We start from the raw sequence: 23,608 nt of genomic DNA, 5'->3' as shown, positions 1-23,608 counted from the left end.
AGAGGGGCTGCGGCGGCTGTTCGCACGCTCGGCCGCATCTGACTTTAGGACCTATTTGGTTATTTTTCTTGACATCGTGACACTGTTCTGGTATGTCGACGCAACGATGGATTCCTTGGCCGGACGGCGATTGCCGTGCCGGCCTTTTCTTTTGGAGGGCGCGATGGCGGAGCGGGTGCGGATACTTCCCAACAAGCGGCGCGTAGTTCAGGTCCAGCAGACGCGGCGCAAGCTGTTCGAGGCGCTGACCAAGCGGCTGCGCGCGTTTGGCGTCGACGCCGGACGCAAAAGGAAGGGCAAATGAGCCCGCGCGAGCGGCGCGAGGCGCTGCGGATCGCGGCCCTGCTGCGGCGGATACCGGAATCCGACGACCCGTTCCTGACGCGATTCCTGAAAGGCCTGCCGACCCCGGTGTACCGTGCCCTGCACCAGCAATGGCGCTGGCAGGCGCGTAAGGGCCAGTTCGAGCCCGAAGGCGATTGGCGGCTGTGGGTGATCATGGCCGGGCGCGGCTTTGGCAAGACGCGCGCGGGGGCCGAATGGGTGAGCGCGCTGGCGCGCGCCGACGGGACGCTGCGCATCGCGCTGGTCGCGGCGACGATCGACGAGGCGCGGGCGGTGATGGTCGAGGGCGAAAGCGGGCTGATTGCGGTCGCCCATGCGGACGAGCAGGTCCGCTATGTCGCCAGCAAGCATATCGTGTGCTTTCCGTCGGGCGCGGAGGCGCATCTGTATTCGGCCGAGCGGCCGGAGTCCTTGCGCGGGCCGCAGCATCATGCCGCCTGGTGCGACGAGCTCGCGAAATGGCGGCTGGGCGAGAAGACCTGGGACAATCTGATGCTGGGGCTGCGGCTGGGCCCGCGGCCGCGCACGCTGGTGACGACGACGCCGCGGCCGGGGGCGCTGCTGAAGCGGCTGCTGGCGGAGCCGGGCGTGGTCGTGTCAAACGGACGGACGGCGGACAATTTCCATCTGCCGCCTGCCTATCGCGAGCATATCGAGGCGGCCTATGCCGGCACGCGGCTGGGGCGGCAGGAGCTGGACGGGGAGCTGATCGAGGACATCGAGGGGAGCCTGTGGCCCCTGGCGCTGATCGAGGACGCGCGGGTCGAGCATCCCGGTTCCGAGGAGGATTTCAGGCGCATTGTGGTCGGCGTCGATCCGCCGGCGTCCTCGGGCACGTGCGGGATCGTGGTGGCCGGCCTGGACCGGGGCGGGACCGTGTTCGTGCTGGAGGATGCGAGCCTGGGCGATGCCTCACCCCAACGCTGGGCGCGGGCGGTGGCGGACGCCGCCGCGCGCTGGCGGGCGGACCGGGTGATCGCGGAAATCAACAATGGCGGGGCGATGGTCGCCGCCTGCCTGCGCGCCGCCGACGTGCGGCTGCCGCTGAAGCTGGTCCATGCAGCGCGCGGCAAGGTCGCGCGGGCGGAGCCGGTGGCGGCCTTGTTCGAGCGCGGCGTAGCGAAGCTGGCCGGGCGCTTTCCGCAGCTCGAGGATCAGCTGACCGGAATGGTGCGCGGCGGCCTTTACGAAGGGCCGGGGGCGAGCCCTGATCGCGCCGACGCGATGGTCTGGGCCCTGACCGAGCTGATGCCGGGCACCGGTGCCGAGCCGCGGGTGCGGGGGTTCTGACGCCCTATTCGCCCGAGCCGGGCTCGGCCTGCTTGCGGTGCTGCTGGGCCGAGAAGCCGCCGCCGAGCACGCTGGCGGCGGCGACCTCCAGCTTGTTCTTCATGCCGTAGATGACGCTGCGTTCGCCCTTCATCATCGCGTCGTAGCCGGTGCGGGCGACATCGGCGGGATCGTCCTTCTTCGCCTGGCCGACCTTGGTGTCGTCGAGCCCGGCGCGGTGGAAGAACTGGGTCTCGGTCGCGCCCGGCTTCAGGCAGGTGATGGTGACGCCGCTATCCTTCAGCTCGTTATGGATCGCGTCGGAAAAGCTGTCGATGAACGCCTTGGTGCCGTTGTAGACCGCCTGGAACGCGCCCGCGAGGTGGCCGGCGATCGAGCCGGTGATCAGCACCCGCCCCTGCCGCCGCGCGACCATCTGCTGCAGCACCTTCTGCAGCAGATAGACTGTGCCGGTGATGTTGGTGTCGATCACGTGCCGCCATTCGGCCGGCGGCTGATCGAGGAACGCATGGCCGAGCCCGTGACCGGCATTGGCGAAGAGCATGTCGATCTGGCGACCCCGGCAGGCGTCGAGCAGGCGATCGACGCCGTCGATCGTGGACAGGTCGCATTCGACCTGCTCGACCTCCGCGCCGGCATTCCTCAGCTCCGACGCTGCGTCCATCAGCGGCGTGTCGGCGGCGACGATCAGGTCGTATCCGTCCTGCGCCGCCAGCTTCGCCAGCTCCCGCCCGATGCCGCTCGACGCGCCCGTCACGATCGCAAGCTTGCCGGACATGGTCGTTCTCCCTTGAGAATCAGGAACGCAGGAAGGCGAGCAGGTCCTTGCTCAGCCGGTCGGGCGCGGTCGCGAACAGGCCGTGCGGCTCGCCGTCATATTCGATCAGCGTCGCGTGGGGAATGCCGCGCGCGGCGGCGTGGGCGCTGGGCTCGATCGGCACGGTCTTGTCGCCGGTGCCGTGGACGATCAGCGTCGGCACGCCGGCAAACGCCGCGAAATCCGGGCGGAAATCGGTGCGGCCGAACGCGTCGACACAGTCGATCGTCGCCTTGGGGCTGGCCATGATCGCGAGGATGAAGGTCCAGTCGAGCAACGCGTCGCTGACCGGGCTCGACACCCAGCCGACGCCGTAGAACTGGCCGGCGAAGGTCTTCAGGAACTTGAACCGGTCCTCCCGGATCTGCGCCTTCATCTGATCGAACACGCTGGCGTCGACGCCGTCGGGATTGTCGTCGGTCTTCAGCAGATAGCCGGCGACCGAGCTGACCAGGGCCGCGCGCGCGACCCGGCCGGCGCCGTGCCGGGAGAGGTAGCGCGCAACCTCGCCGCCGCCCATCGAGAAGCCGACCAGGCTGGCGCGCTCGACCTTACACGCGTCGAGCACCGCCGCGAGGTCGTCGGCGAAGGTATCATAGTCATAGCCGGTCGCGGGATGGCTCGACTGGCCGAAGCCGCGACGATCATAGGTGATGACGCGGAAGCCCGCCTCCAGCAGCGCCAGCGTCTGATATTCCCACATGTCGCCGGTGAGCGGCCAGCCATGGATCAGCACGACGGGCTCACCCGCGCCCAGATCCTTCAGATGCAGCTTGGTTCCATCGCGCGCTTCGGCGTAGGGCATGGGATGTCTCCCGCTTCGAGGTCGGGACGGGAACGAGCGCGCTCAAACCGGGTTCCGACACCAGGACCGCCGCCCTTGTGTTGCAAGAAAGACACACCACATCGGCCACACATTCGTGAGGGGACCAGATGAATCTCGAAAAATTCACCGACCGGGCCAAGGGCTTTCTGCAATCGGCGCAGACGGTTGCGATCCGCATGTCGCATCAGCGGATCGGGCCGGAGCATTTGCTGAAGGCGCTGCTCGAAGACAATGAAGGCATGGCGTCGGGCCTGATCCGCGCCGCCGGCGGCGATCCGGCGATCGCGCTGAAGGAAACCGATGCAGCGCTGGCCAAAGTGCCGTCGGTCAGCGGATCGGGCGCGCAACAGACGCCGGGCCTCGACAACGACGCGGTGCGCGTGCTCGACCAAGCCGAGCAGATCGCGAGCAAGGCGGGCGACAGCTATGTGACCGTCGAGCGGCTGCTGCTGGCGCTGACGCTGGCGACCACGACTGCAGCGGGCAAGGCGCTCGCCAAGGCAAACGTGACGCCCGGCGGGCTGAATGACGCCATCGCGAAGCTGCGCGGCGGTCGCACCGCGGACACGGCCTCGGCCGAGGATCGCTACGACGCGCTAAAGAAATTCGCCCGCGACCTGACCGAGGCCGCGCGCGAGGGCAAGCTCGACCCGGTGATCGGCCGCGACGAGGAAATCCGCCGCACGATCCAGATCCTGGCGCGCCGGACCAAGAACAACCCGGTGCTGATCGGCGAGCCCGGCACCGGCAAGACGGCCATCGCGGAAGGGCTGGCGCTGCGCATCGCGAACGGCGACGTGCCCGACAGCCTGAAGGACCGGCGGCTGATGGCGCTCGACATGGGCGCGCTGATCGCCGGCGCCAAATATCGCGGCGAGTTCGAGGAGCGGCTGAAAGGCGTGCTCGACGAGGTGCGCCAGGCCGAAGGCGACGTGATCCTGTTCATCGACGAGATGCACACGCTGATCGGCGCCGGGAAAGCCGAGGGCGCAATGGACGCCGGCAATCTGCTGAAGCCGGCGCTCGCACGCGGCGAGCTGCACTGCATCGGCGCGACGACGCTCGACGAGTATCGCAAATATGTCGAGAAGGACGCAGCGCTGCAGCGGCGCTTCCAGCCGGTGTTCGTCGACGAGCCGACGGTCGAGGACACGATCTCGATCCTGCGCGGCCTCAAGGAGAAATACGAGCTGCACCACGGCGTGCGGATCACCGACGGTGCGATCGTCGCCGCGGCGACGCTCAGCAACCGCTACATCACCGACCGTTTCCTGCCCGACAAGGCAATCGACCTGATGGACGAGGCCGCGAGCCGGCTGCAGATGGAGATCAAGTCGAAGCCGGAAGAGATCGAAAATCTCGACCGGCGCATCATGCAGCTGAAGATCGAGCGCGAGGCGCTGAAGAAGGAGACCGACACCGCGTCGCAGGAGCGGCTGGCGAACCTCGATGCCGAGCTCGCGAACCTGGAGCAGCAATCGGCCGAGCTGACCACCCGCTGGCAGGCGGAGAAGGAAAAGATCGCGGGCGAAGCGAAGGTCAAGGAGCAGCTGGATCAGGCGCGCAATCAGCTTGAGCAGGCGCAGCGCCAGGGCGACCTCGCGAAGGCGGGCGAGCTTAGCTACGGCGTGATCCCGGCGCTCGAGAAGCAGCTGGCCGAAGCGCAGGGCGCCGCCGCCGGCGCAATGCTGCGCGAGGAAGTGACGTCCGACGACATTGCCGGCGTCGTCTCCCGCTGGACCGGCATTCCGGTCGACCGGATGCTGGAAGGCGAGCGCGAAAAGCTCCTCCATATGGAAGAGCAGATCGGCAAGCGCGTGATCGGGCAGAAGGAAGCGGTGCACGCCGTCTCAACCGCCGTCCGGCGCGCCCGCGCCGGGCTTCAGGACCCGAACCGGCCGCTGGGCTCGTTCCTGTTCTTAGGTCCCACCGGCGTCGGCAAGACCGAGCTGACCAAGGCGCTCGCGCAATTCCTGTTCGACGATGCGTCCGCGATGGTGCGGATCGATATGTCCGAGTTCATGGAAAAGCACGCGGTCGCGCGGCTGATCGGCGCGCCGCCGGGCTATGTCGGTTATGAGGAGGGCGGCGTGCTCACCGAAGCGGTTCGCAGGCGGCCATACCAGGTCGTGCTGTTCGACGAGGTCGAGAAGGCGCACAATGACGTGTTCAACGTGCTGCTGCAGGTGCTCGACGATGGGCGGCTGACCGACGGCCAGGGCCGCACGGTCGACTTTTCGAACACGCTGATCATCCTGACATCGAACCTGGGCAGCCAATTCCTGAGCCAGGTGGCGGACGACGCCGACGTCAAATCGGTGGAGCCGCAAGTGATGGAAATCGTGCGCGGGCATTTCCGCCCCGAATTCCTGAACCGGCTGGACGAGATCATCCTGTTCCACCGGCTGGGCCAGGAGCATATGGGCCCGATCGTCGACATCCAGGTCGCACGGGTGCAGCGGCTGCTCAGCGATCGCAAGGTGACGCTGGACCTGACCGACGCGGCACGCGCCTGGCTGGGCCGCGTCGGCTATGACCCGGTCTATGGCGCCCGGCCGCTGAAGCGCGCGGTGCAGAAATATCTGCAGGATCCGCTCGCCGAGCTGATCCTGTCGGGCGAGGTCCGCGACGGGGCGACGGTGGAGGTGGACGAGGGGGACGGGCGGCTGGAACTGGTAGTAAAGTAAGCGGAACTCCCACCCGGTTTGGGCTGAGCCTGTCGAAGCCCTCCCTTGTTCTTTTTTCAGAGTCAGGAAAAAGAAGGGAGGGCTTCCCACAAGCTCAGCCCGAACCGGAGTTTATGAGCCTCGATATCACCCAAATCCCTCGCGACCCGCTCTGGCTTGCGCATCGCTATGTCGAGAGCAAGGACGCGGTTCAGTTCCGGCATGTGACGCGGGACGAGCATCGATCGGCAACGTTCGTGGTCGACGATTATCTGCCGCAGGGGCGGACGCCGATCGAGTTCGACAGACGTCAGGCGCTTGCCGCGGCGACGCCGCCTGCCCCGGTCCACTTCATCTTTCACTCCGCCTTCTGCTGTTCGACCCTGCTCGCCCGCGCGTTCGACCGCGAGGGGCTGGCGATGGGGCTGAAGGAGCCGGCGATCCTGAACGATATCGTCGGCTGGCGCCGGCGCGGGGCCGCAGGACGCGACGTCGCCGAAGTGATGGATGGTGCGCTGCGCCTGCTGGCCCGTCCGTTCGCGCCCGGCGAGGCCGTGGTCATCAAGCCGTCCAACATCGTGAACGGGCTGATCCGGATGATGATGGCGCTGCGGCCCGATGCGAAGGCGCTGCTGCTGCACGCGCCGCTCCCTTTGTTCCTGACCTCTGTCGCGAAGAAGGGGCTGGACGGGCGGCTGTGGGTGCGCAAGCTGTTCGTCGGCCTGCGCAAGGACGGGCTGGTGCAGCGGCTCGGCTTCGATGACGAGCAGTTCTTCGGGCAGACGGACCTGCAGATCGCCGCCGCCGGCTGGCTGGCGCAGCAAGCGCTGTTCGCGGAGCTGGTCCAGGCGCTTGGGCCGCGTGTGCGGACGCTGGACAGCGAGGCGCTGCTGGACGCCCCGCAAGCGGCCGTGGCTGCGCTGGCACGGCTGTACGATCTGGCTGTCGATGACGGGACGGTGCGGGAGATTGTGGCGTCGAGCTTTGGCCGCAACTCAAAGTCCGGCGCGGCGTTCGGGCGCGCCGATCGTAATGCCGAATATGCGGACGCCGGCGCCGCGCATCGCGACGAGCTGGAAAAGGTCACGCGTTGGGCGGAAGTAACGGCGGAGCGCGCGGGCATTCCGACGACGCTGCCGGGCGGGCTGCTGCCATAAGATCCTCGCCTGCAAGGGGAGGGGGTGTTCGGGCGAGATCGCGTCGCCCGGACGCGATCTTCGGCTGCCGGGGGCAGCCGAAAGCTCGAACACTCGCGAGGCGAGTGGTGGAGGGGTGTCGGCGCCCGAGATTTGTTCTGAGGCGCTGACACCCCTCCGTCGTGCTTCGCGCGCCACCTCCCCTTCCAGGGGAGGATTTCGACAAAAAAGAAGGGGCGGGTCCCGAAGGACCCGCCCCCCTTTGTTCAGGCGTCTGCCGGGCGCTTAGAAGCGCAGGCGGGCGCTGACGCGGTAGGTGCGGCCCAGAGCGTCGTACGTCGACGGATAGATGTTGCCGCTGTTGAACGACGTCGAACCCACGTCCTGGCCGGTAAACGGCGGCTGCTTGTCGAACAGGTTCGCCACAGTCAGCGTGAGCGTCAGATTGTCGCCCACCCCGATCCGGGTCGCCAGGTCGAAATAGTCGGCCGACGGCAGGAAGTTGAAGTTGCGGGTGCCGAACGTCCCCGGAGGCGGCGAACCCGGCAGGTTCGACTGCTTGCCCGGAACCGGACCGATGTACGAATCGCCGTCCTCGCTGTGGACCGCGCTGATGTGGCGCCACAGCAGCGACAGGTCGACATTGTCGAACGACAGGGTCGAACGCTGCGTCCAGCTGAACTCCGGCTGGATCGAACCGATGTCCGCACCGGCACCGCCCGGCGAACCGCAGTTGCCGCTGAACAGACCGACGCACTCGCGCGTCGCGCTGGTCGGCGTCGCCTTGAACTTGGACGAGTTCGTCCAGTTGCCGGCGAAGTTCAGCGCCAGCTTCGCGAAGCCCAGGTCGGCGCGGTAGTTCATCGTGACGTCGATACCGTCCGTCTCGATCGTGCCGAGGTTGGACAGCGGCAGGAACAGACCCGGCGTGACCGTCGGATCGCCCGCCAGAGCACCAGTCGCAGCGTTGCGCTTGATGATCGTGCAGGCCGCGGAGTTCTCCGCACCCGCCGCCGGGTTGAAGTTGCCGGCCGCATCCGGCGCGCCGAAGCAGGCCTGGATGGCATCGTCCACGGTCGGCGTGGTGATCGCACCGGTGATCTTGATGTGGTAATAATCGACCGATGCCGAGAAGCCCGGCAGGAAGTCAGGCTGAATAACCGCACCAAAGGTGTAGCTGTTCGACTTCTCCGGCTTCAGGTTCAGGTTGCCGCCGCTGGTGGCGTTGCCCTGACCAGCCGTCGGCTGCGGGATCAGCCCGATCTGGGTGATCGGCGCACCCTGAGCGCGGCAGACCAGCGCAAGCGTGCCGGTCGGGGTCGGACGGATCACCGTGCCTGCGTCATTCAGCGAAGCGCAGGGATCGTTGGAGATCGTGGTCAGGCCCGTCGCCTGGGGGGCAAACAGCTCGGCGATGTTCGGCGCGCGAACGGCGTGAGCATAGTTGCCGCGGAACTTGATCGCGCTGACCGGCTCCCAGCTACCACCCAGCTTGTAGGTGGTGGTGTTGAACTTCGGCGTACCCGGAGCATTGATCGTGTAGTGCGAGTAGCGGATGCCGCCTTCGAACGTCAGGTTCTGGAAGAACGGCTTGTCCTGCACGATCGGGGCGATCAACTCGCCGAACGCTTCGTAGACGTCGAAGCCGCCCGCGATGTTCGGCGTCGGGCCGCCCGAGCCGCCCAGGTCGCCGGACGCGGCCAGCGTGTCCGAAGCCTGCGAGGCCTTGTAGCGGCGATATTCGCCACCGAGCGCGAAGCTGATCGCATCGCTTGCCCAGGGCAGCGAGGCGCCGAAGTCACCCGAGATCGTCGCACGGGCCTGCGCCAGCGAGGTGCGGGTCAGCACGGTGCTGTTGGCGGTCAGGAACGCTGCCTGCGCCTTGGTGATCGAGCCTTCCGGACCGAACGCGTTGACCGGAACGCAGCCGAACGCCGGATCCTGGCAGATCAGGTTGCCGTTAGCATCCTGCGTGGTCAGCAGGCCCTGACGGAAGCGTGAGTTCAGCGTGTAGTTCTGGATGGTCTGCAGCTGATCCGATTCGCCGTACGACCCGAACACGTCATAGTTGATCGAGTCGGTGATGCCGCCGCGAACACCCAGGCGATAATCGAAGATCTGGGTGCGGAAATCGCTGATACGCGGACCGTTTTCCGTTGCACGGCGCGACACCTGCGTCGGCGCCTGCAGATAGGTGCCGTTGTTGAACGTTCCGGTCGTCGGATCGAAGGTGAGCGGATTGTTCTGATTGAACGACGTGCGAGCCGCCTGGCACTGCGCCAGCGTCGGACGCAGGACGTTCAGGCTGATCACATTGCCGTCGGCATCGACGTCCGGATCGCGCGGATCGAGATCGATGTTGCGCTGGCAGAGCGTCAGCGCGGCCGGCGTCGGCAGCAACGTGTTGCTGATCGGGATCTCGGCATCGATGCCGAACGCACCCGACGGCGCGATGATCGTCTTCACCGTGTTCTTCGAGAACAGGCCGCGCGTGTACACTTCGACGCCGTCGGTGACCTGGTAGTTGGCCTGGCCGAAGAGGTTGAAGCGCTGGAACGGCGTCTGGAAGATGTTGTACGGGTTGAAGTTGAACGGCGGGAAGTTTGCGCTCGGCACGAACTGACCCGTCGTCGGGTCAACGGCCTGGGCAGTCGTGCCAACGACCGTGAAGGTCGTCGGAACCTTGGTGCCCGAACCGCTGATGTTGCCGGTGAACGCATTGATGTTGAAGCGGCTGAAGTCGCGCGCACCCTGCGTGACCGGGTCCGCTTCCTGATAGCCGATCGAGAAGACCGCATTGCCGCGGCCATCGTCGAAGTTCGCGCCGATCGTGGTGTCGACACGGAAGACGTTGCCGTCGCCGCGCTCGGTGATCTGCTCGGACGCGGTTGCTTCCAGGCCCGAGAAGTTGCGCTTGGTGATGAAGTTGACGACACCCGCGATCGCGTCCGCGCCGTAGGTGGTCGATGCACCGCCGGTCAGAACCTCGGTGCGCTCGATCAGCGCGAGCGGGATGTTGTTCAAGTCAACGCGGCCGACGAGGCCCGACGGAGCGATGCGCACGCCGTCCAGCAGGACGAGGTTGCGGTTCGAACCGAGGCCGCGCAGGTTGACGAACGACGAACCGCCGTTGCCGTTGTTCACCGCCGAACCGGTCGACGGCACCACGCCCGGAACTTCGCGGAGCAGCTGCTCGGCGACGTTGGTCTGGCGCAGCTCGACTTCTTCCGACGTGGTCACGTTGACCGGCGTCGAGCGCTCGAGGTTCGGGTTGGTGATCAGCGATCCGGTGACGACGATCGTGCCCTCATCCGCGGGCGCGGCGGCGGCCTGGGTCTGCGCATAGGCGGCGGTGCCCAGCATCGAAGTGCCAATCAGCACGGTCGAAGCCAGCAGGTGCCGACGAAGTGCAAGCTGCATAGTCTTTCTTCCCCTTTGTCGTGGCCGGTCGCTTAGCCGGACTCACGTGGTGGCATAGCTGCAAACGAAGCTATCACGCCGCTACTAGGCGAAATGCCGCCCCCAGAACAACGGCCCGCCTCTGGTAAACGAGAGTTTTGCCCCCAAGTGTAGCATTTCAGTCACACTGTCCGGCCAGCCTTGCCGGGGTGCGGGCGGCGCTCTACGCTTTGGGCAGCAATCGAGGGGCCTGCCTGATGATCCGTTCCGCCGTCACCGTCCTGATCGCGCTGGCGCTGGCCGCGCCGGCCGTAGCGGCAGACGAGCCGCCCGCGACCATCCAGGCGCTCGGCGCGTGCCGCGGAATCGCCGACAATGCCCAGCGGCTCGCCTGCTACGACCGCGCCGCCGGCGCGCTGCTCCAGTCGGTCGCCGCCAAGGAAACGGTCGTCCTCGACAAGCAGGCGGTGACCAAGACCAAGCGCTCGCTGTTCGGCTTCTCGCTGCCCAAGCTGCCCTTCTTCGGCAACGATAAGGACGAGAAGGAAGAATTCACCCAAATCGACGAGCCGATCAAGACGATCCGCAGCATCGGCTATGGCAGGTTCCGCTTCACCCTGGACGACGGCGCAACGTGGGAGACGACGGAAGGCATCAACGCCTTTCCCAAACCCGGCGAGAAGGTGCTGATCAAGAAGGGGCTGATGGGCAGCTATTTCATCAAGTTCGAGGGCAATCGCTCGGTCAAGGGCATGCGCGTCGGGTGAGGCGCGTGTCACTAAAGCGAATTGCAATCGTCTTAGTCTTCCTCACCCTTCCCACTCGGCTCCGCCTCGCGGGCCCCTTCCCTCTCCCGGCGGGAGAGGGAGGGAGCGGCGCAGCCGCGGAAGGGTGAGGGCGAGGATCGCCGCCTAATTCTCCGCGACCGGCACCTTGCTGACGTCCTGGCCGGGCATCGGGCCGGTCAGCGCCATCGGGTCGATGCGGGCGTCCTTCCACTTCATCGCCCAGTGCAGATGCGGGCCGGTCGCGCGGCCGGTGCTGCCGATGCGGCCGAGCAGCTGGCCCTTCTTCACATGATCGCCCTTCTTCACGTCGATTTCCGACAGGTGCAGGAAGGCGCTGTTCAGGCCCATGCCGTGATCGATCATCAGCAGATTGCCTTCCAGCGTGAAGGGCTTGTCCGCGGCCAGCACGACGACGCCGTCGGCAGGCGCGGTGACGGGCGCGCCCGCACCGCCGGCAATGTCGACGCCCGAGTGATAGGCACCGGGCTCGTTGCCGCGATAGATGCGCTGCGAACCGAACACGCCGCTGATCCGCCCCCGCGCGGGCCAGGCGAAATGCTGGCGCCAGCCATCGGTGTCCGAGGTCACGGCGCGCGCGGCGACGATCTGCGCCACCTCGGGCGCGCGCAACCGCTCGAACTCCTCATTGGGGACGGGCGGCCGCTTGGGCACGTCGACATGCTGGATCGCCCAGGCGTGCGGCGCGATCGCGAGCGTGCGGGTCAGCACCGCGCCCGACGCGTTCCGCGCCTCGAGCACCAGCGTCGCCGGCGCGTTGCGGTCGAAGCCGAGCAGGAAGCGGCCATCGGGCGCGACAGGCACCGTCTCGTCGCCAAGCTTGAGGCTGACCGTGCCCGGCGGGACGGTACCATAGGCGATGCCGCCCTGCTCCAGCTGGCCCTGGAGCTTGATATCCGAAGGAACGGGCGCGGCCGCGATCAGCGCGACCGCCGCGAACGGGAGCAGGCGCCTCACTTGCCCGTCATGGCCCTGGTTGCGATCTCCGCGCTGGCATAAGCCTCCTGGCGCGCGTTCGACCAATAGCGCAGCGCATCGAGCGGGATCTTCTCGCCCGAGACGGCGCAGACGACATGATCGCCCTGGGACAGCACGCGATAGCCGTTCGCCATATAATGAAGCCGGGCCGGCTGGCTGCGATTGAACATCAGCATTCGATCATGAACCTCTACAACAGCGAAGGCTGGCTGGGCGGCGCCTCGCGCTTGGTCCCAGATGGGGCGCGTTCGACGCGCGCGTCAACCGTGCCATCGGCGAAGTGCAGGCTGAGTGCGACGGCGGTCCGCGCCTCGGCGGCGCTGGTCACGACCTTGCCGCCCCTGCCTTCCACCCAGGCATAGCCGCGGGCGAGCAGATTCTCCGGATTGACCGACTGGGCGAGCCGCCACACGGCCGCGAGCCGGTCGGCGGCACGGTCGAGCTTTGCACGAAGCAGGGTCGGCCGAAGCGCACCGCTGGCGCGGGCAAGCTCGCCGCGCGCATCGGCGACGCGGCGACCGAGCCCGCGCCGCAGCCGCTCGCCATGATCGTCCACGCGCTGGCGCTGCGGGTCGAGCAGCGCGGCGGGCGTCGGCAGCAGCCGGGCGAGCCCGTGCAGCTTTTCCGCGCCGCGCTCATGATAGCGGCGCGCGCAGCGCTCCATCCGCGCGCCCTGATCGCGAACATAGGCGCGCAGCTCGGCCCGGACCGGCACCGCCATTTCGGCAGCGGCGGTCGGCGTCGGTGCGCGGACGTCGGCGGCATAGTCGCAAAGCGTCGTGTCGGTCTCATGCCCGACCGCGGAGATGATCGGAATCGTGCAGGCCGCGACGGCGCGCACCACGGCTTCCTCGTTGAAGGCCCAGAGGTCCTCGATCGAGCCGCCGCCGCGCGCGACGATCACCAGATCGGGCCGCTGGCCATCGGGCATCCGGCAGAAGCCGCCGATCGCCGCCGCGACCTGCTCCGCCGCGCCCTGCCCCTGCACCATGACGGGCCAGACCAGCACATGCGTCGGGCAGCGATCCTCCAGCCGGTGCAGGATGTCGCGGATCACGGCGCCGGTGGGCGACGTCACCACGCCGATCCGTTGCGGCAGGAAGGGCAGCTTCTTCTTGGCGCCGGCGTCGAACACGCCTTCGGCGCCAAGCTTCGCCTTCAGCTTTTCGAGGAGCAGCATCAGCGCGCCTTCGCCGGCCAGCTCCAGCCGCTCGATCACGATCTGGTATTTGGATCGGCCGGGATAAATGGTGAGCTTGCCGGTCGCGATCACCTCGATGCCGTCTTCGGGACGGAAAGGGAGCGAGGCGACGCCGGTCTTCCACATCACCCCGTCAATGCAGGCCTTGTCGTCCTTCAGCGTCAGATAGGCGTGGCCGGACGCGGCGCGCTTGTAGCCGCTGATCTCGCCGCGCAGGCGGACCATGCCGAAGCTGTCCTCCACCACGCGTTTCAATGCGAAGGCGAGCTCGGACACGCTGAGCGCGGGCGCGTTGTCGCCCGGCGATGCCTCGGCTAACAGCCGGGCGTCGGTCGCCGCCGTATCGGTCGAGGAGAAGCGTGAAGCCATGAACGTCCTGCTGATCGGTTCGGGAGGGCGCGAGCATGCGCTGGCCTGGAAATTGGCCCAAAGCGCCCGGCTGAGCAAGCTTTACGCGGCGCCCGGCAATCCGGGCATCGCCGAGCATGCCGAGCTGGTCGCAATGGACGTGACGGACCACCCGACCGTGATCGGCTTCTGCAAGCGGCAGCAGATCGGGCTGGTCGTGGTCGGGCCGGAAGCGCCGCTGGTCGCGGGCCTTGCCGACGACCTGCGCGCCGCGGGGATTCCGGTCTTCGGGCCCGACAAGGCGGCAGCGCAGCTGGAAGGTTCCAAAGGCTTCACCAAGGATCTGTGCGCGCGCGCCGGCATTCCGACCGCCGGCTATGTGCGGGCTGGCAATGCCGCGGACGGCATCGCTCGACTTGCGCCATTCGGGCTGCCGGTGGTGATCAAGGCGGACGGGCTCGCCGCGGGCAAGGGCGTAGTCATCGCGATGACCCGCGAGGAAGCGGAAGCGGCGATCCGGGCGGCCGACGGGCCGCTGGTGATCGAGGAATTCCTGGCCGGCGAGGAAGCAAGCCTGTTCGCGCTGTCGGACGGCACGACGGTGGTGCCGTTCGGATCGGCGCAGGATCACAAGCGCGTCGGCGACGGCGACACCGGCCCGAACACCGGCGGCATGGGCGCCTATTCGCCGGCGCGCGTGCTGACGCCGGCGCTGCAGGCCCAGGCAATGCGCGAAATCGTCGAGCCGACCGTGCGCGCCATGGCCGAAGAGGGCACGCCCTTCACAGGCGTCCTGTATGCCGGACTGATGCTGACGGCGGCGGGGCCGAGGCTGATCGAATATAATGCGCGCTTCGGCGATCCTGAGTGCCAGGTGCTGATGCCGCGGCTGGAAAGCGACCTGCTCACGCTGATGCTGGCCTGCGCCGAGGGGCGGCTTGGCGAGGCGGAGGCGCCGCGCTTTTCCGACCGGGTCGCGCTGACGGTGGTGATGGCCGCGAAAGGCTATCCGGGAACGCCCGAGACCGGCGGCACGATCGGGGGCATCGACCGCGCCGAGGCCGCGGGCGCGATCGTGTTCCAGGCCGGTACCAAGGAAAAGGACGGGCAGCTCGTCGCTTCCGGGGGCCGCGTGCTTGCCGTCACCGCGGAAGGGCCGACGGTGCGCTGGGCGCAGAAGGCAGCCTATACGGCGGTCGACCGGATCGATTTTCCGAGCGGCTTTTGCCGGCACGATATCGGCTGGCGCGAGGTCGAACGCGAAACCAAAGGGAGGGTTGAGGGATGAACTGGATCGAACAATATTGGGTGCTGATCGTCCTGGGCGTGATCGTCGTGCTGGTCGCGCTCTGGTGGCTGGTCGGCAGCGGCAAGCGCGTCGAAGCCGACAAGCCAGCGGCCACACTGGAGAAGCGGGAGGAGGTCTCGCCGATCGTGGCCGGGCCGGCGGTCGCGCCGATCGACGTCCCGCCGCCGGTCGAGATCGAGCCGATCAAGCCCGAGCCCGAGGCGCTGGTCGAGCCGATTCATCCGATCCCTGCCGGGGCGCCCGACGAGCTGACGCGGATGAAAGGCGTCGGCCCCAAGGTCGCGGCGCTGCTGAACGGGCTGGGCGTAACCCGCTTCGACCAGATCGCGGCGTGGAACGACGCCGATGTGGCGCGGGTCGATGCCCAGCTCGGCGCGTTCAAGGGCCGGATCGCGCGGGACCAATGGGTCGACCAGGCGCGGCTGCTCGCGGCGGGCGACACCGCGGGATACGAGGCGAAGTTCGGAAAGCTGGGGTGATTAACGACCCTCTCCCTTCAAGGGAGAGGGTCGACTCGCGCCTGTGGGCGCGAGCGGGGAGAGGGTGATGTGGTACAGCGCCCAGGACCCTCTCCCCGCTCAGCCCCGCGGGGCTGAGTCGCCCTCTCCCCTGCAGGGAGAGGGTAGAAGGGATCACCGCTCGCTCAAATAATACCGATCCGTCGCCGCCAGCGCGTCGTCCAGTTCGTAGACGATCGGCTGGCCGGTCGGGATTTCCAGCTCGGTGATCTCGCTGTCCGGAATGTGCGACAGATGCTTGACCAGCGCGCGAAGCGAATTGCCGTGGGCGGAGATCAGCACGCGCTCGCCTGACCGCAGCGCCGGGGCGATCTCGGCCTCCCAATAGGGCAGCACGCGGGCGATCGTGTCCTTCAGGCTTTCGGTCGCGGGCACCTGGACGCCCGCATAGCGGCGGTCGTTCGAGAGGTCGAACGGGCTGCCTGTCTCCAGCACCGGCGGCGGCGTGTCGAAGCTGCGGCGCCAGATCTTGACCTGCGCGTCGCCGTGCCGGGCCGCCGTCTCGGCCTTGTCGAGGCCGGTGAGCCCGCCATAGTGGCGCTCGTTCAGCCGCCAATGCTTGGCGACCGGCAGCCAGAGCCGGCCCATCGCTTCCAGCGCGATGTTCAGCGTCTTGATCGCGCGGGTCTGGTAGCTGGTGAAGCAGCGGTCGAAATCGAGGCCCTTCGCGGCCATCAGCTCGCCCGCCGCCTTCGCTTCGGCAGCCCCCTTTTCCGTCAGGTCGACATCCCACCAGCCGGTGAAACGGTTTTCGAGATTCCAGGCCGACTGGCCATGGCGGATGAGGACGAGGCTGGGCATTTGGGCTCCGGGAAAATTGCTTCCAACTCCGGTTTGGCCTGAGCTTGTCGAAGGCCTCCCTTCTTATTTCGGGACGCAGAAAGGAAAGGGAGGGCTTCGACAAGCTCAGCCCAAACCGGGCTGAAATGAGGGGTTCTAGATGGAATCAATCATTCCCGCGAGGTTGTCGAGGCAGTCGTGGGCGAGGCGCTTGCAGCGGTCCGGCGACCAGCCGAATTCCGGGTCCGGATTGTCGTCATGGTCCTTGAACGGCATTTCGAGCGTCATCGACACCGCGCCATAGCGTTCGGCGAGCTGGGTGGTCGACATCGACATGTTGGCCTTGCCCGGCGCCGAAATCTCATAGCCCTTGGCGACCTGGAAGTCGGGCGAGCGATCGGCAAGCGTGTCGCGGAAGCGGGTATAAAGCGCGCCCTTGTCCTCGCTGAACGACGGGATGCCTTCGAAGCCGGCGATGAAATTGGCCGGGATCGCCTCGTCGCCATGGACGTCCATCGCGAAATCGACGCCGGTCGCGTCCATCGCATCGCGGACCGCCAGCACTTCGGGGCTGCGGTCCTCGGTCGGCGCGTGCCATTCGCGGTTGAGGTTCACGCCGGCGGCGTTGGTGCGCAGATGCCCGCGAAAGCTGCCGTCCGGGTTCATGTTGGGGACGATGTGCAGGGTTGCCTTCTGCCGCAGCGCCTGCGCGGTCCTGTCGTTCGGATCGGTCAGCTTTTCGAGCGCGCCTTCCATCCACCACTCGGCCATGCTCTCGCCGGGATGCTGGCGGGCATAGAGCCAGACCTGCTTCGCGCCCTCGCCCAAGGTGAGGAGGTCGAGCGGGCGGCCGTCGAGCGTGCGCGTCAGCTCGCGTTGCGTGACGCCGGGCTGTGCCGCCATCCGCGCGATCAGGTCGTAATGCCGCTCCATCGAATAGGGCGCGAAATAGGCGACCCACAGCGCGTTGGTCTCGGGCCGGACGCGGATCGTCAGCACCTTGTCGACGAAGCTGGTGTCGGCCAGGCGCCAGGCCTCGCGATCCTCCGAGATGCGCGCGCGGTAATTGGGCCAGCCGAGCGGATAGGCGGAGCCGGCAACGTTCACGATCCTGAGCGTGATATCGTGCCCGGCCGCATTGCCGACGCGGAAATAGAACCATTGATAGAAATCGGAGCCGTGATCGGTCACGATCTCCAGATCGGCTTCATGCCCGTCGATGTTCAGGACGCGGATGTTGCCGCTGTCGAAACTGCTGGTGATGCTGAAGGTCATGGCACGCTGATAGTGCGGCCTGACTGACCCGGAAAGTCCCTGAACAACGCATTTGCAAGACGGCCCGGCAGCGCCCCGGAATCGCGCGCCGGCGCCTCGCCACGGGCGCGGCCTTCCCAGACCACCGTCTGGTCGGAACGGCGCTTCAGCTGGACCGAGAGCTGCGTGCTGACGACCAGGCCGCCACGGTTACCGCCCAGGCCGAAGCTGACGCCGCCGCCGACGCCGCTCCGCCAGCCGCCGGTCGAGCCGCCGATGCCGATCGAGACCGGCGAGCCGCCGCCCATTCGCTCGCGCGTGCCGGACCGCACGTCGACGATCGCAACATAGAGGCTCTGGCCGACGCCATCGACCTGCGCGAAGCCGAGGCGGTTGAGTTCGCCGGCGACGGCATTGGCGTACATGTCGAACTCCATGCCCGTCGGCGCGCCGGGGGCGGGCTCGACCATCACCGTGCCGCGCTCGTTCATTTCGCCCAGGTGAAAGCGCGTGACCTCGATCGGCGCCATCGGCGTTGTGCAGGCGCCGACTGCCAGCAGCGAAGCGATCAGCAGAAAGCGCGGAGCAGACCTCATGCAAACGTCCTTTCGAGCCATTCCTGCCATAAACGTATCGAAACCGTAATTAGCTGCACGCCCGCGCAGTCCTTGACCTTCGCGCCTCGCTCGACTAGGCGGGCGCCTCGCTTTTCAGCCCAGATTCGAACCAGGCGTTGACCACATGAAGATTCGTAACTCGCTCAAGTCCTTGAAGGACCGTCATCGCGACAACCGCGTGATCCGCCGCCGCGGCCGCACCTACGTCATCAACAAGACCAACCGCCGCTTCAAGGCCCGCCAGGGCTAAGCTGCCGTGACGGTTCGCGGCGTCGTTTTCGACGTCGGCAACGTCCTTTTCACCTGGGACCCGCGGTTCCTCTACGAGCGCCTGATCGACGACGACCGGGCGCTCGACGCGTTCCTGCGCGACGTGGTCACGCATGACTGGCATTTCCAGCATGACGCCGGCCGGCCGTTCGCCGAAACGAGCGCGGAGCTGATTGCCGAGTACCCGCAGCACCGTGCGCTGATCGAAGCCTGGGGTCCGCGCTTCAACGAGAGCCTGGGACCGGCCGTCGACGGCATGATCCCGCTGGTCGAGGAGCTCGACGAAGCGGGCGTGCCGCTGTTCGCGATCACCAACTTCAGCCGCGAGTTCTGGGGTCCGTTCCGCGACACCCAGCCGGTGTTCGGGCGGTTCCGTGATATCGTGGTTTCAGGCGCCGAGCGGCTGGTGAAGCCGGGCCGGGCCATTTACGAGCTGGCCGTCGAACGCTTCGGAATCCCGGCCGAGGCGCTGGTCTTCATCGACGACCGGGCCGAGAATGTGGCCGGCGCGGAAGCCGTGGGCATGCGCGGGCACCTGTTCCGCGACGCAGACACGCTGCGCGACGAGCTGGGCACGCTCGGCCTTCTCTGACGTCATCCCGGCGAAGGCCGGGATTAACCTTTTCTTCTTCCCGAGACGCTGCAAGAAGAAGCGGGATTCCCGCCTTCGCGGGAATGACGGGGAGAGTCATGCGCGCCTTTTTCATTCCGCTTGTCCTGATTGCCGCTCCTGCCCTCGCCACTCCCCTCACCCCAGCGCAGATTGCCGAGATCGACCGGATCGCCGTCCAGGCGCTGAAGGAGACCGGCGTGCCCTCCGCCTCGGTCGCGGTCGTGACCGACGGCAAGCTCCAGTTCGCCAAAGCCTATGGCAAGCAGCGGAACGATGCCTCCCCGCCGACCACGACCGCCGCCTATCCGATCGCGTCGGTCTCCAAGCAGATCACGGCTGGCGCGATCCTGCTGCTGGCCGAGGAAGGCAAATTGTCGCTCGACGACAAGGTCTCCAGATATCTCCCAGAGCTGACCGACGCGGACAAGATCACGATCCGGCAGCTGTTGAACCACACCTCCGGCTACCGCGATTTCTGGCCGCAGAATTACGCCTTCTCGGCGATGGAAAAGCCGGTCAAGCCGCAGGAAATCCTCGACCGCTGGGCGAAGCAGCCGCTCGATTTTCCGCCGGGCAGCCAATGGCAATATTCGAACACCGGCTTCGTCGCCGCGGGCCTGATCATCGAGAAGGTCACGGGCGAACCGCTGATGCAGTTCCTGCAGACGCGCATCTTCCAGCCGCTGCATATGAAGGTCGGCGATTCGGATTATGATCTGAAGCCGACCGATGCGCAGCCGTTCACCCGGTTTGCGCTCGGCCCGGTACGGCTGGCCAAGGCGCCTGCGGCCGGCTGGCTGTTCGCGGCGGGGCAGCTGCTGACCACGCCAACCGAGCTGTCCAAATGGAACATCGCCCGGATCGACCGCGCGCTGCTGAAGCCGGCAAGCTGGGCCGAGCAGGAGCGCGAGATCATCCTGACCGACGGGAAGGGTTCCGGCTATGGCCTCGGCGTCACGGTTGACCAGGTGCGCGGGCATCCGCGTATCCAGCATGGCGGCGCCGCGGTCGGCTATCTTGCCGACAACCGCGTCTATCCGGCCGACAAGGCGGCGGTGACGGTGTTCGTGAATGCGGACTTCGGCAACGCGCACAATGCGATCGCCGATCGGATCGAGGCGATGATCCTGGGCCAGGACCCGGACACTGCGGCCGCGCGCGCGATTTTCGATCAGCTGCGCCAGGGCAAGGCGGACCGGACGAAGTTCACCGCGGACTTCAATGCCTATCTGACGCCGCAGGTGCTGGCGGACCACCGCGCCAGCCTGATGCCGCTGGGCGAGCCGCAGAGCTTCGTGCGCCTGCGCCCGGCCCGGATGCGCGGCGGCTTCACGTCGGAAGTCTATGAAGTGCGCTACCCGGGCCGGAAGCTGACGATCAGCCTGCGCGCCGAGCCGAACGGCGGCAAGATCGAGGAATTCCTGATCTACCCGGAGGCGCAGTGACATGCGTTACTGGCTGATGAGATCCGAACCCGACGTTTATGGCTGGGATCACCTGGCCCGCGACGGCGCGACCGAATGGGACGGCGTGCGCAACTATACCGCGCGCAATTTCCTGAAAGAGATGCAGCCCGGCGACCGGGCCATCTTCTACCATTCGAACACCGAGAAGGCGGCCGTCGGCATCATGGAAATCACCCGCGCCTGGCGTCCGGATGGCGAGAAAGGTGAGTGGGCCTCCGTCGCGGTCAAGCCGGTCGAAAAGCTCCCCCGCCCCGTCACCCTCGCCGAAATCAAGGCGGAACCCCGCCTCGCCAAGCTCGAGATGCTCCGCCAGTCGCGGCTGTCGGTAACGCCGGTGCGGGATGAGGAATGGGCGGTGCTTCTGGAAATGGCGAAAGGCTGATTCACCTCACCATAGGCGCTTCACGCCGAAACCGTCGAACAGCTTCTCGTTTGAGACCAGCAGGGCCTCTTCAAGCTGCGCCTGTGCAATCAGCAAGCGATCGAACGGGTCGGCATGTTGAATACGAAGTCCTCCGGCCATCGCGGCATGGGCAATGCTGATGGGCAGAGACATGAAACCTTCGCTCGCGGTTTCCCGCTCGAAGGCAACCGCCAAGGGCTCGGCTTCGGGAAGTCTGCCGCGCCGATACTTGGTGGTGACCTCGATGGCCGAGACGGCGCTGACCAAGATTTCATTCCGCCCATCAGCGATGGCTGCGTGAGCAGATCTGCTGAGCTTCGGAGAGTCGATCAGCCACCAGATCAGCGCATGGGTATCGAGGAGAAGCCTCAATCCTCGCAGTTCCAGGCGGCCAGTTCATCGTCCGGAAGCGGCTCGAAAAAGCGATCGTCGATATTGATCTTGCCCTTCAGCCGTCCGGCACGCCGCGTGCTCGGTGCTGGCGTGGCGGGAACGAGCTTGATCACCGGCTCGCGATTGCGCGCGACAATCACTTCCTCGCCCGCCAGCACACGCTCGATCAGGCGCGACAAGTGGGTCTTTGCTTCATGAACGCTGACGGTCGCCACCGCCCGAACTTAGTCAACAACTTGACTAAGTTCAAGCCGCCTTCGCGCGGCTTGCCCGCTTGCGCTCATGCGGATCGAGGTGGCGTTTGCGCAGGCGGATGCTCTTGGGCGTGACTTCGACCAGTTCGTCGTCGTCGATATAGGCGATCGCCTGTTCGAGCGTCAGGCGGCGCGGCGGGGTGAGGCGGATCGCGTCGTCCTTGCCGCCCGAAGCGCGGAAGTTGGTCAGCTGCTTCGACTTCATCGGGTTGACCTCAAGGTCTTCCGTCTTCGCATTCTCGCCGATGATCATGCCTTCGTAGAGCGCCTCGCCGGGCTCGACCATCAGCACGCCGCGCTCCTCCAGCGGACCGAGCGCATAGGCGACCGCCTCGCCGCTGCCGTTCGAGATCAGGACGCCGTTCTTCCGGCCTTCGATATTGCCCTTGTGGGGGCCATATTTCTCGAACAGTCGGTTCATGATGCCGGTGCCGCGCGTGTCCGACAGGAACTCGCCGTGATAGCCGATCAGGCCGCGCGACGGGGCCGAGAAGGTGATGCGGGTCTTGCCGCCGCCCGACGGGCGCATGTCGGTCAGCTCGGCCTTCCGGATCGACATCTTCTCGACGACGGTGCCGGAATATTCGTCATCGACGTCGATGACGACGGTCTCATACGGCTCCTCGCGGCCATTGGGGCCATCGCGGAACAGCACGCGCGGGCGGCTGATGCCGAGCTCGAAGCCCTCGCGGCGCATCGTCTCGATCAGCACGCCCAGCTGAAGCTCGCCGCGTCCGGCGACTTCGAAGCTGTCCTTGTCGGCCGCTTCGGTGACGCGGATCGCGACGTTCGATTCCCCCTCGCGGAGCAGCCGGTCGCGGATCATGCGGCTGGTCACCTTGGTCCCCTCGCGCCCTGCCATCGGGCTGTCATTGACGGCGAACCGCATGCTGAGCGTCGGCGGATCGATCGGCTGGGCCTTGATCGGCGTGGTGACCGAGGTGTCGGCGATCGTGTTCGCGACCGTCGCGACGGTCAGGCCGGCGATGCTGATGATGTCGCCCGCCTTGGCTTCCTCGACCGGCACGCGCTCCAGCCCGCGGAACGTCATCAGCTTCGACGCGCGGCCGGTTTCGATGACATTGCCGTCCGCGTCGAGCGCGTGGATCGGCTGGTTGACCTTGACCGTGCCGGCATTGACCCGGCCGGTCAGAATGCGGCCCAGGAAATTGTCGCGGTCGAGAAGCGTCACCAGGAAGCTGAACGGCGCATCCTCGTCGACCGTCGGCGCAGGCACGTGCGCGACGATCTTGTCGAACAGCGGCGCAAGCGTCCCCTCACGCGCCTCGGGATCCTCGGACGCGTAGCCGTTGCGGCCGGATGCGTAGAGGACGGGGAAATCGAGCTGCTCATCGGTCGCTTCGAGGCTCACGAACAGGTCGAACACTTCGTCCAGCACTTCCTGCACGCGCGCGTCGGAACGGTCGATCTTGTTGACGACGACGATGGGCCTGAGGCCCAGCGCCAGCGCCTTGCCGGTCACGAACTTGGTCTGCGGCATCGCGCCTTCGGAGCTGTCGACGAGCAGGATCACGCCGTCCACCATCGACAGGATGCGCTCCACCTCGCCGCCGAAATCGGCGTGGCCGGGCGTGTCGACGATGTTGATCCGCGTGCCGTGCCAGTCGACCGACGTGCACTTGGCAAGGATGGTGATCCCGCGCTCCTTCTCCAGGTCGTTCGAATCCATCGCGCGTTCCTCGACGCGCTGGTTGTCGCGGAAAGTGCCGGACTGGCGGAACAGCTGGTCGACCAGCGTGGTCTTGCCATGATCGACGTGCGCGATGATGGCCACGTTGCGGAGGCTCATGAAAAATCCTGGCTCGAGCGGGAATTGGCGGCGCCCTTAGCGCAATTGCTGCAGCGCGAAAAGGGCAGTGGCGAGGAATATGGGGACCGCCGGCGGATGGGCAAGACCG

The 23,608-nt window shown here is 66.8% G+C and carries 23 protein-coding genes; 11 read left to right on the top strand and 12 right to left on the bottom strand.

The annotated features are described in order from the left end of the window. On the top strand, positions 1-304 hold a 304-nt coding region (locus SCH01S_RS16820; RefSeq protein ID WP_169746401.1), incomplete at its 5' end, for a hypothetical protein. After that, positions 301-1,635, top strand: a complete 1,335-nt coding sequence (locus SCH01S_RS14030) for a DNA-packaging protein (RefSeq protein ID WP_052733949.1) — start codon at positions 301-303, stop codon at positions 1,633-1,635. The genes SCH01S_RS16820 and SCH01S_RS14030, both read left to right, overlap by 4 nt. Positions 1,636-1,639: 4 nt before the next feature. On the opposite strand, the gene SCH01S_RS14025 is transcribed toward SCH01S_RS14030, so the two are convergent. Beyond that, entirely contained in the window at positions 1,640-2,413 is a 774-nt protein-coding gene (locus SCH01S_RS14025) for an SDR family NAD(P)-dependent oxidoreductase (RefSeq protein WP_046349457.1), read from the bottom strand. A gap of 19 nt (positions 2,414-2,432) precedes the next feature. After that, entirely contained in the window at positions 2,433-3,257 is an 825-nt protein-coding gene (locus SCH01S_RS14020; RefSeq protein WP_046349456.1) for an alpha/beta fold hydrolase, read from the bottom strand. 128 nt (positions 3,258-3,385) lie between these two features. On the opposite strand from SCH01S_RS14020, the gene clpB reads away from it, so the two are divergent. Further along, on the top strand, positions 3,386-5,965 hold the full coding sequence (gene clpB, locus SCH01S_RS14015) for an ATP-dependent chaperone ClpB (RefSeq protein WP_046349455.1): 2,580 nt from the start codon (positions 3,386-3,388) through the stop codon (positions 5,963-5,965). A gap of 113 nt (positions 5,966-6,078) precedes the next feature. Further along, positions 6,079-7,101 carry a hypothetical protein gene (locus tag SCH01S_RS14010; RefSeq protein WP_046349454.1) on the top strand — a complete coding sequence of 341 codons (1,023 nt, stop codon included), beginning with the start codon at positions 6,079-6,081 and terminating at the stop codon, positions 7,099-7,101. 264 nt (positions 7,102-7,365) lie between these two features. Here SCH01S_RS14010 and SCH01S_RS14005 read toward each other — a convergent pair whose 3' ends face one another. Further along, positions 7,366-10,500 (bottom strand): TonB-dependent receptor domain-containing protein, encoded by a 3,135-nt coding sequence (locus SCH01S_RS14005; RefSeq protein WP_046349453.1) that lies wholly within the window; start codon positions 10,498-10,500, stop codon positions 7,366-7,368. Between the two features lie 236 nt (positions 10,501-10,736). Between SCH01S_RS14005 and SCH01S_RS14000 the strand changes: the two genes are divergently transcribed. Then, entirely contained in the window at positions 10,737-11,246 is a 510-nt protein-coding gene (locus tag SCH01S_RS14000) for a hypothetical protein (protein WP_046349452.1), read from the top strand. A 144-nt stretch (positions 11,247-11,390) separates the two neighbouring features. Here the strand turns inward: SCH01S_RS14000 and SCH01S_RS13995 are convergent, their stop codons facing one another. Genes SCH01S_RS13995 through xseA form a run of 3 tightly spaced genes read right to left on the bottom strand, consistent with a single transcriptional unit; the run spans position 11,391 to position 13,833 of the window. Next, on the bottom strand, positions 11,391-12,233 hold the full coding sequence (locus SCH01S_RS13995; RefSeq protein WP_439645814.1) for a M23 family metallopeptidase: 843 nt from the start codon (positions 12,231-12,233) through the stop codon (positions 11,391-11,393). 5 nt (positions 12,234-12,238) lie between these two features. Beyond that, on the bottom strand, positions 12,239-12,439 hold the full coding sequence (locus tag SCH01S_RS13990) for a DUF2093 domain-containing protein (RefSeq protein ID WP_046349450.1): 201 nt from the start codon (positions 12,437-12,439) through the stop codon (positions 12,239-12,241). 14 nt (positions 12,440-12,453) lie between these two features. Next, positions 12,454-13,833: an exodeoxyribonuclease VII large subunit gene (gene xseA, locus SCH01S_RS13985; RefSeq protein ID WP_046349449.1), complete on the bottom strand. Its 1,380-nt coding sequence runs from the start codon at positions 13,831-13,833 to the stop codon at positions 12,454-12,456. Between xseA and purD the strand changes: the two genes are divergently transcribed. Next, positions 13,832-15,100 (top strand): phosphoribosylamine--glycine ligase, encoded by a 1,269-nt coding sequence (gene purD / locus SCH01S_RS13980; RefSeq protein WP_046349448.1) that lies wholly within the window; start codon positions 13,832-13,834, stop codon positions 15,098-15,100. The two genes, xseA and purD, sit on opposite strands and share 2 nt — an antisense overlap. Next, entirely contained in the window at positions 15,097-15,600 is a 504-nt protein-coding gene (locus SCH01S_RS13975) for a helix-hairpin-helix domain-containing protein (RefSeq protein ID WP_046349447.1), read from the top strand. The genes purD and SCH01S_RS13975 overlap by 4 nt, the downstream gene beginning before the upstream one ends. Positions 15,601-15,753: 153 nt before the next feature. Here the strand turns inward: SCH01S_RS13975 and gpmA are convergent, their stop codons facing one another. The 3 genes from gpmA to SCH01S_RS13960 form a co-directional block, all read right to left on the bottom strand. Continuing rightward, a complete protein-coding gene (gene gpmA / locus SCH01S_RS13970; protein ID WP_046349446.1) occupies positions 15,754-16,440 on the bottom strand; it encodes a 2,3-diphosphoglycerate-dependent phosphoglycerate mutase in 687 nt (228 codons plus the stop codon). Between the two features lie 135 nt (positions 16,441-16,575). Next, the gene (locus SCH01S_RS13965; protein WP_046349445.1) at positions 16,576-17,694 is read right to left on the bottom strand and encodes a M14 family metallopeptidase; all 1,119 of its coding nucleotides are present in this window, start codon (positions 17,692-17,694) and stop codon (positions 16,576-16,578) included. After that, on the bottom strand, positions 17,691-18,269 hold the full coding sequence (locus SCH01S_RS13960) for a DUF4136 domain-containing protein (protein WP_046349444.1): 579 nt from the start codon (positions 18,267-18,269) through the stop codon (positions 17,691-17,693). Before SCH01S_RS13960 ends, SCH01S_RS13965 begins: the two co-directional genes overlap by 4 nt. A 145-nt stretch (positions 18,270-18,414) precedes the next feature. On the opposite strand from SCH01S_RS13960, the gene ykgO reads away from it, so the two are divergent. From ykgO to SCH01S_RS13940, 4 genes are all read left to right on the top strand, one after another. Beyond that, the gene (gene ykgO, locus SCH01S_RS13955) at positions 18,415-18,540 is read left to right on the top strand and encodes a type B 50S ribosomal protein L36 (protein ID WP_003046794.1); all 126 of its coding nucleotides are present in this window, start codon (positions 18,415-18,417) and stop codon (positions 18,538-18,540) included. Between the two features lie 6 nt (positions 18,541-18,546). After that, the gene (locus SCH01S_RS13950; protein ID WP_046349443.1) at positions 18,547-19,152 is read left to right on the top strand and encodes an HAD family hydrolase; all 606 of its coding nucleotides are present in this window, start codon (positions 18,547-18,549) and stop codon (positions 19,150-19,152) included. Between the two features lie 98 nt (positions 19,153-19,250). Then, positions 19,251-20,618 (top strand): serine hydrolase domain-containing protein, encoded by a 1,368-nt coding sequence (locus SCH01S_RS13945; protein WP_157032985.1) that lies wholly within the window; start codon positions 19,251-19,253, stop codon positions 20,616-20,618. Position 20,619: 1 nt separating this feature from the next. Next, positions 20,620-21,021, top strand: coding sequence for an EVE domain-containing protein (locus SCH01S_RS13940; protein WP_046349441.1), 402 nt, complete (start codon positions 20,620-20,622; stop codon positions 21,019-21,021). Positions 21,022-21,027: 6 nt separating this feature from the next. Here the strand turns inward: SCH01S_RS13940 and SCH01S_RS13935 are convergent, their stop codons facing one another. Genes SCH01S_RS13935 through typA form a run of 3 tightly spaced genes read right to left on the bottom strand, consistent with a single transcriptional unit; the run spans position 21,028 to position 23,499 of the window. Next, the gene (locus SCH01S_RS13935) at positions 21,028-21,414 is read right to left on the bottom strand and encodes a type II toxin-antitoxin system VapC family toxin (protein ID WP_046349440.1); all 387 of its coding nucleotides are present in this window, start codon (positions 21,412-21,414) and stop codon (positions 21,028-21,030) included. Continuing rightward, complete coding sequence (locus tag SCH01S_RS13930) at positions 21,411-21,650, bottom strand: type II toxin-antitoxin system Phd/YefM family antitoxin (protein ID WP_046349439.1); 240 nt, start codon at positions 21,648-21,650, stop codon at positions 21,411-21,413. Before SCH01S_RS13930 ends, SCH01S_RS13935 begins: the two co-directional genes overlap by 4 nt. Before the next feature lie 31 nt (positions 21,651-21,681). Next, on the bottom strand, positions 21,682-23,499 hold the full coding sequence (gene typA, locus SCH01S_RS13925; RefSeq protein ID WP_046349438.1) for a translational GTPase TypA: 1,818 nt from the start codon (positions 23,497-23,499) through the stop codon (positions 21,682-21,684). Positions 23,500-23,608: the final 109 nt, after the last annotated feature.

The sequence above is a fragment of the Sphingomonas changbaiensis NBRC 104936 genome (assembly GCF_000974765.1).
In the GTDB taxonomy this organism is placed as follows: Bacteria; Pseudomonadota; Alphaproteobacteria; order Sphingomonadales; family Sphingomonadaceae; genus Sphingomonas_B; species Sphingomonas_B changbaiensis.
Note: the sequence above shows the minus strand (reverse complement) of the source record. Positions and strands in the feature narration are given on the sequence as shown.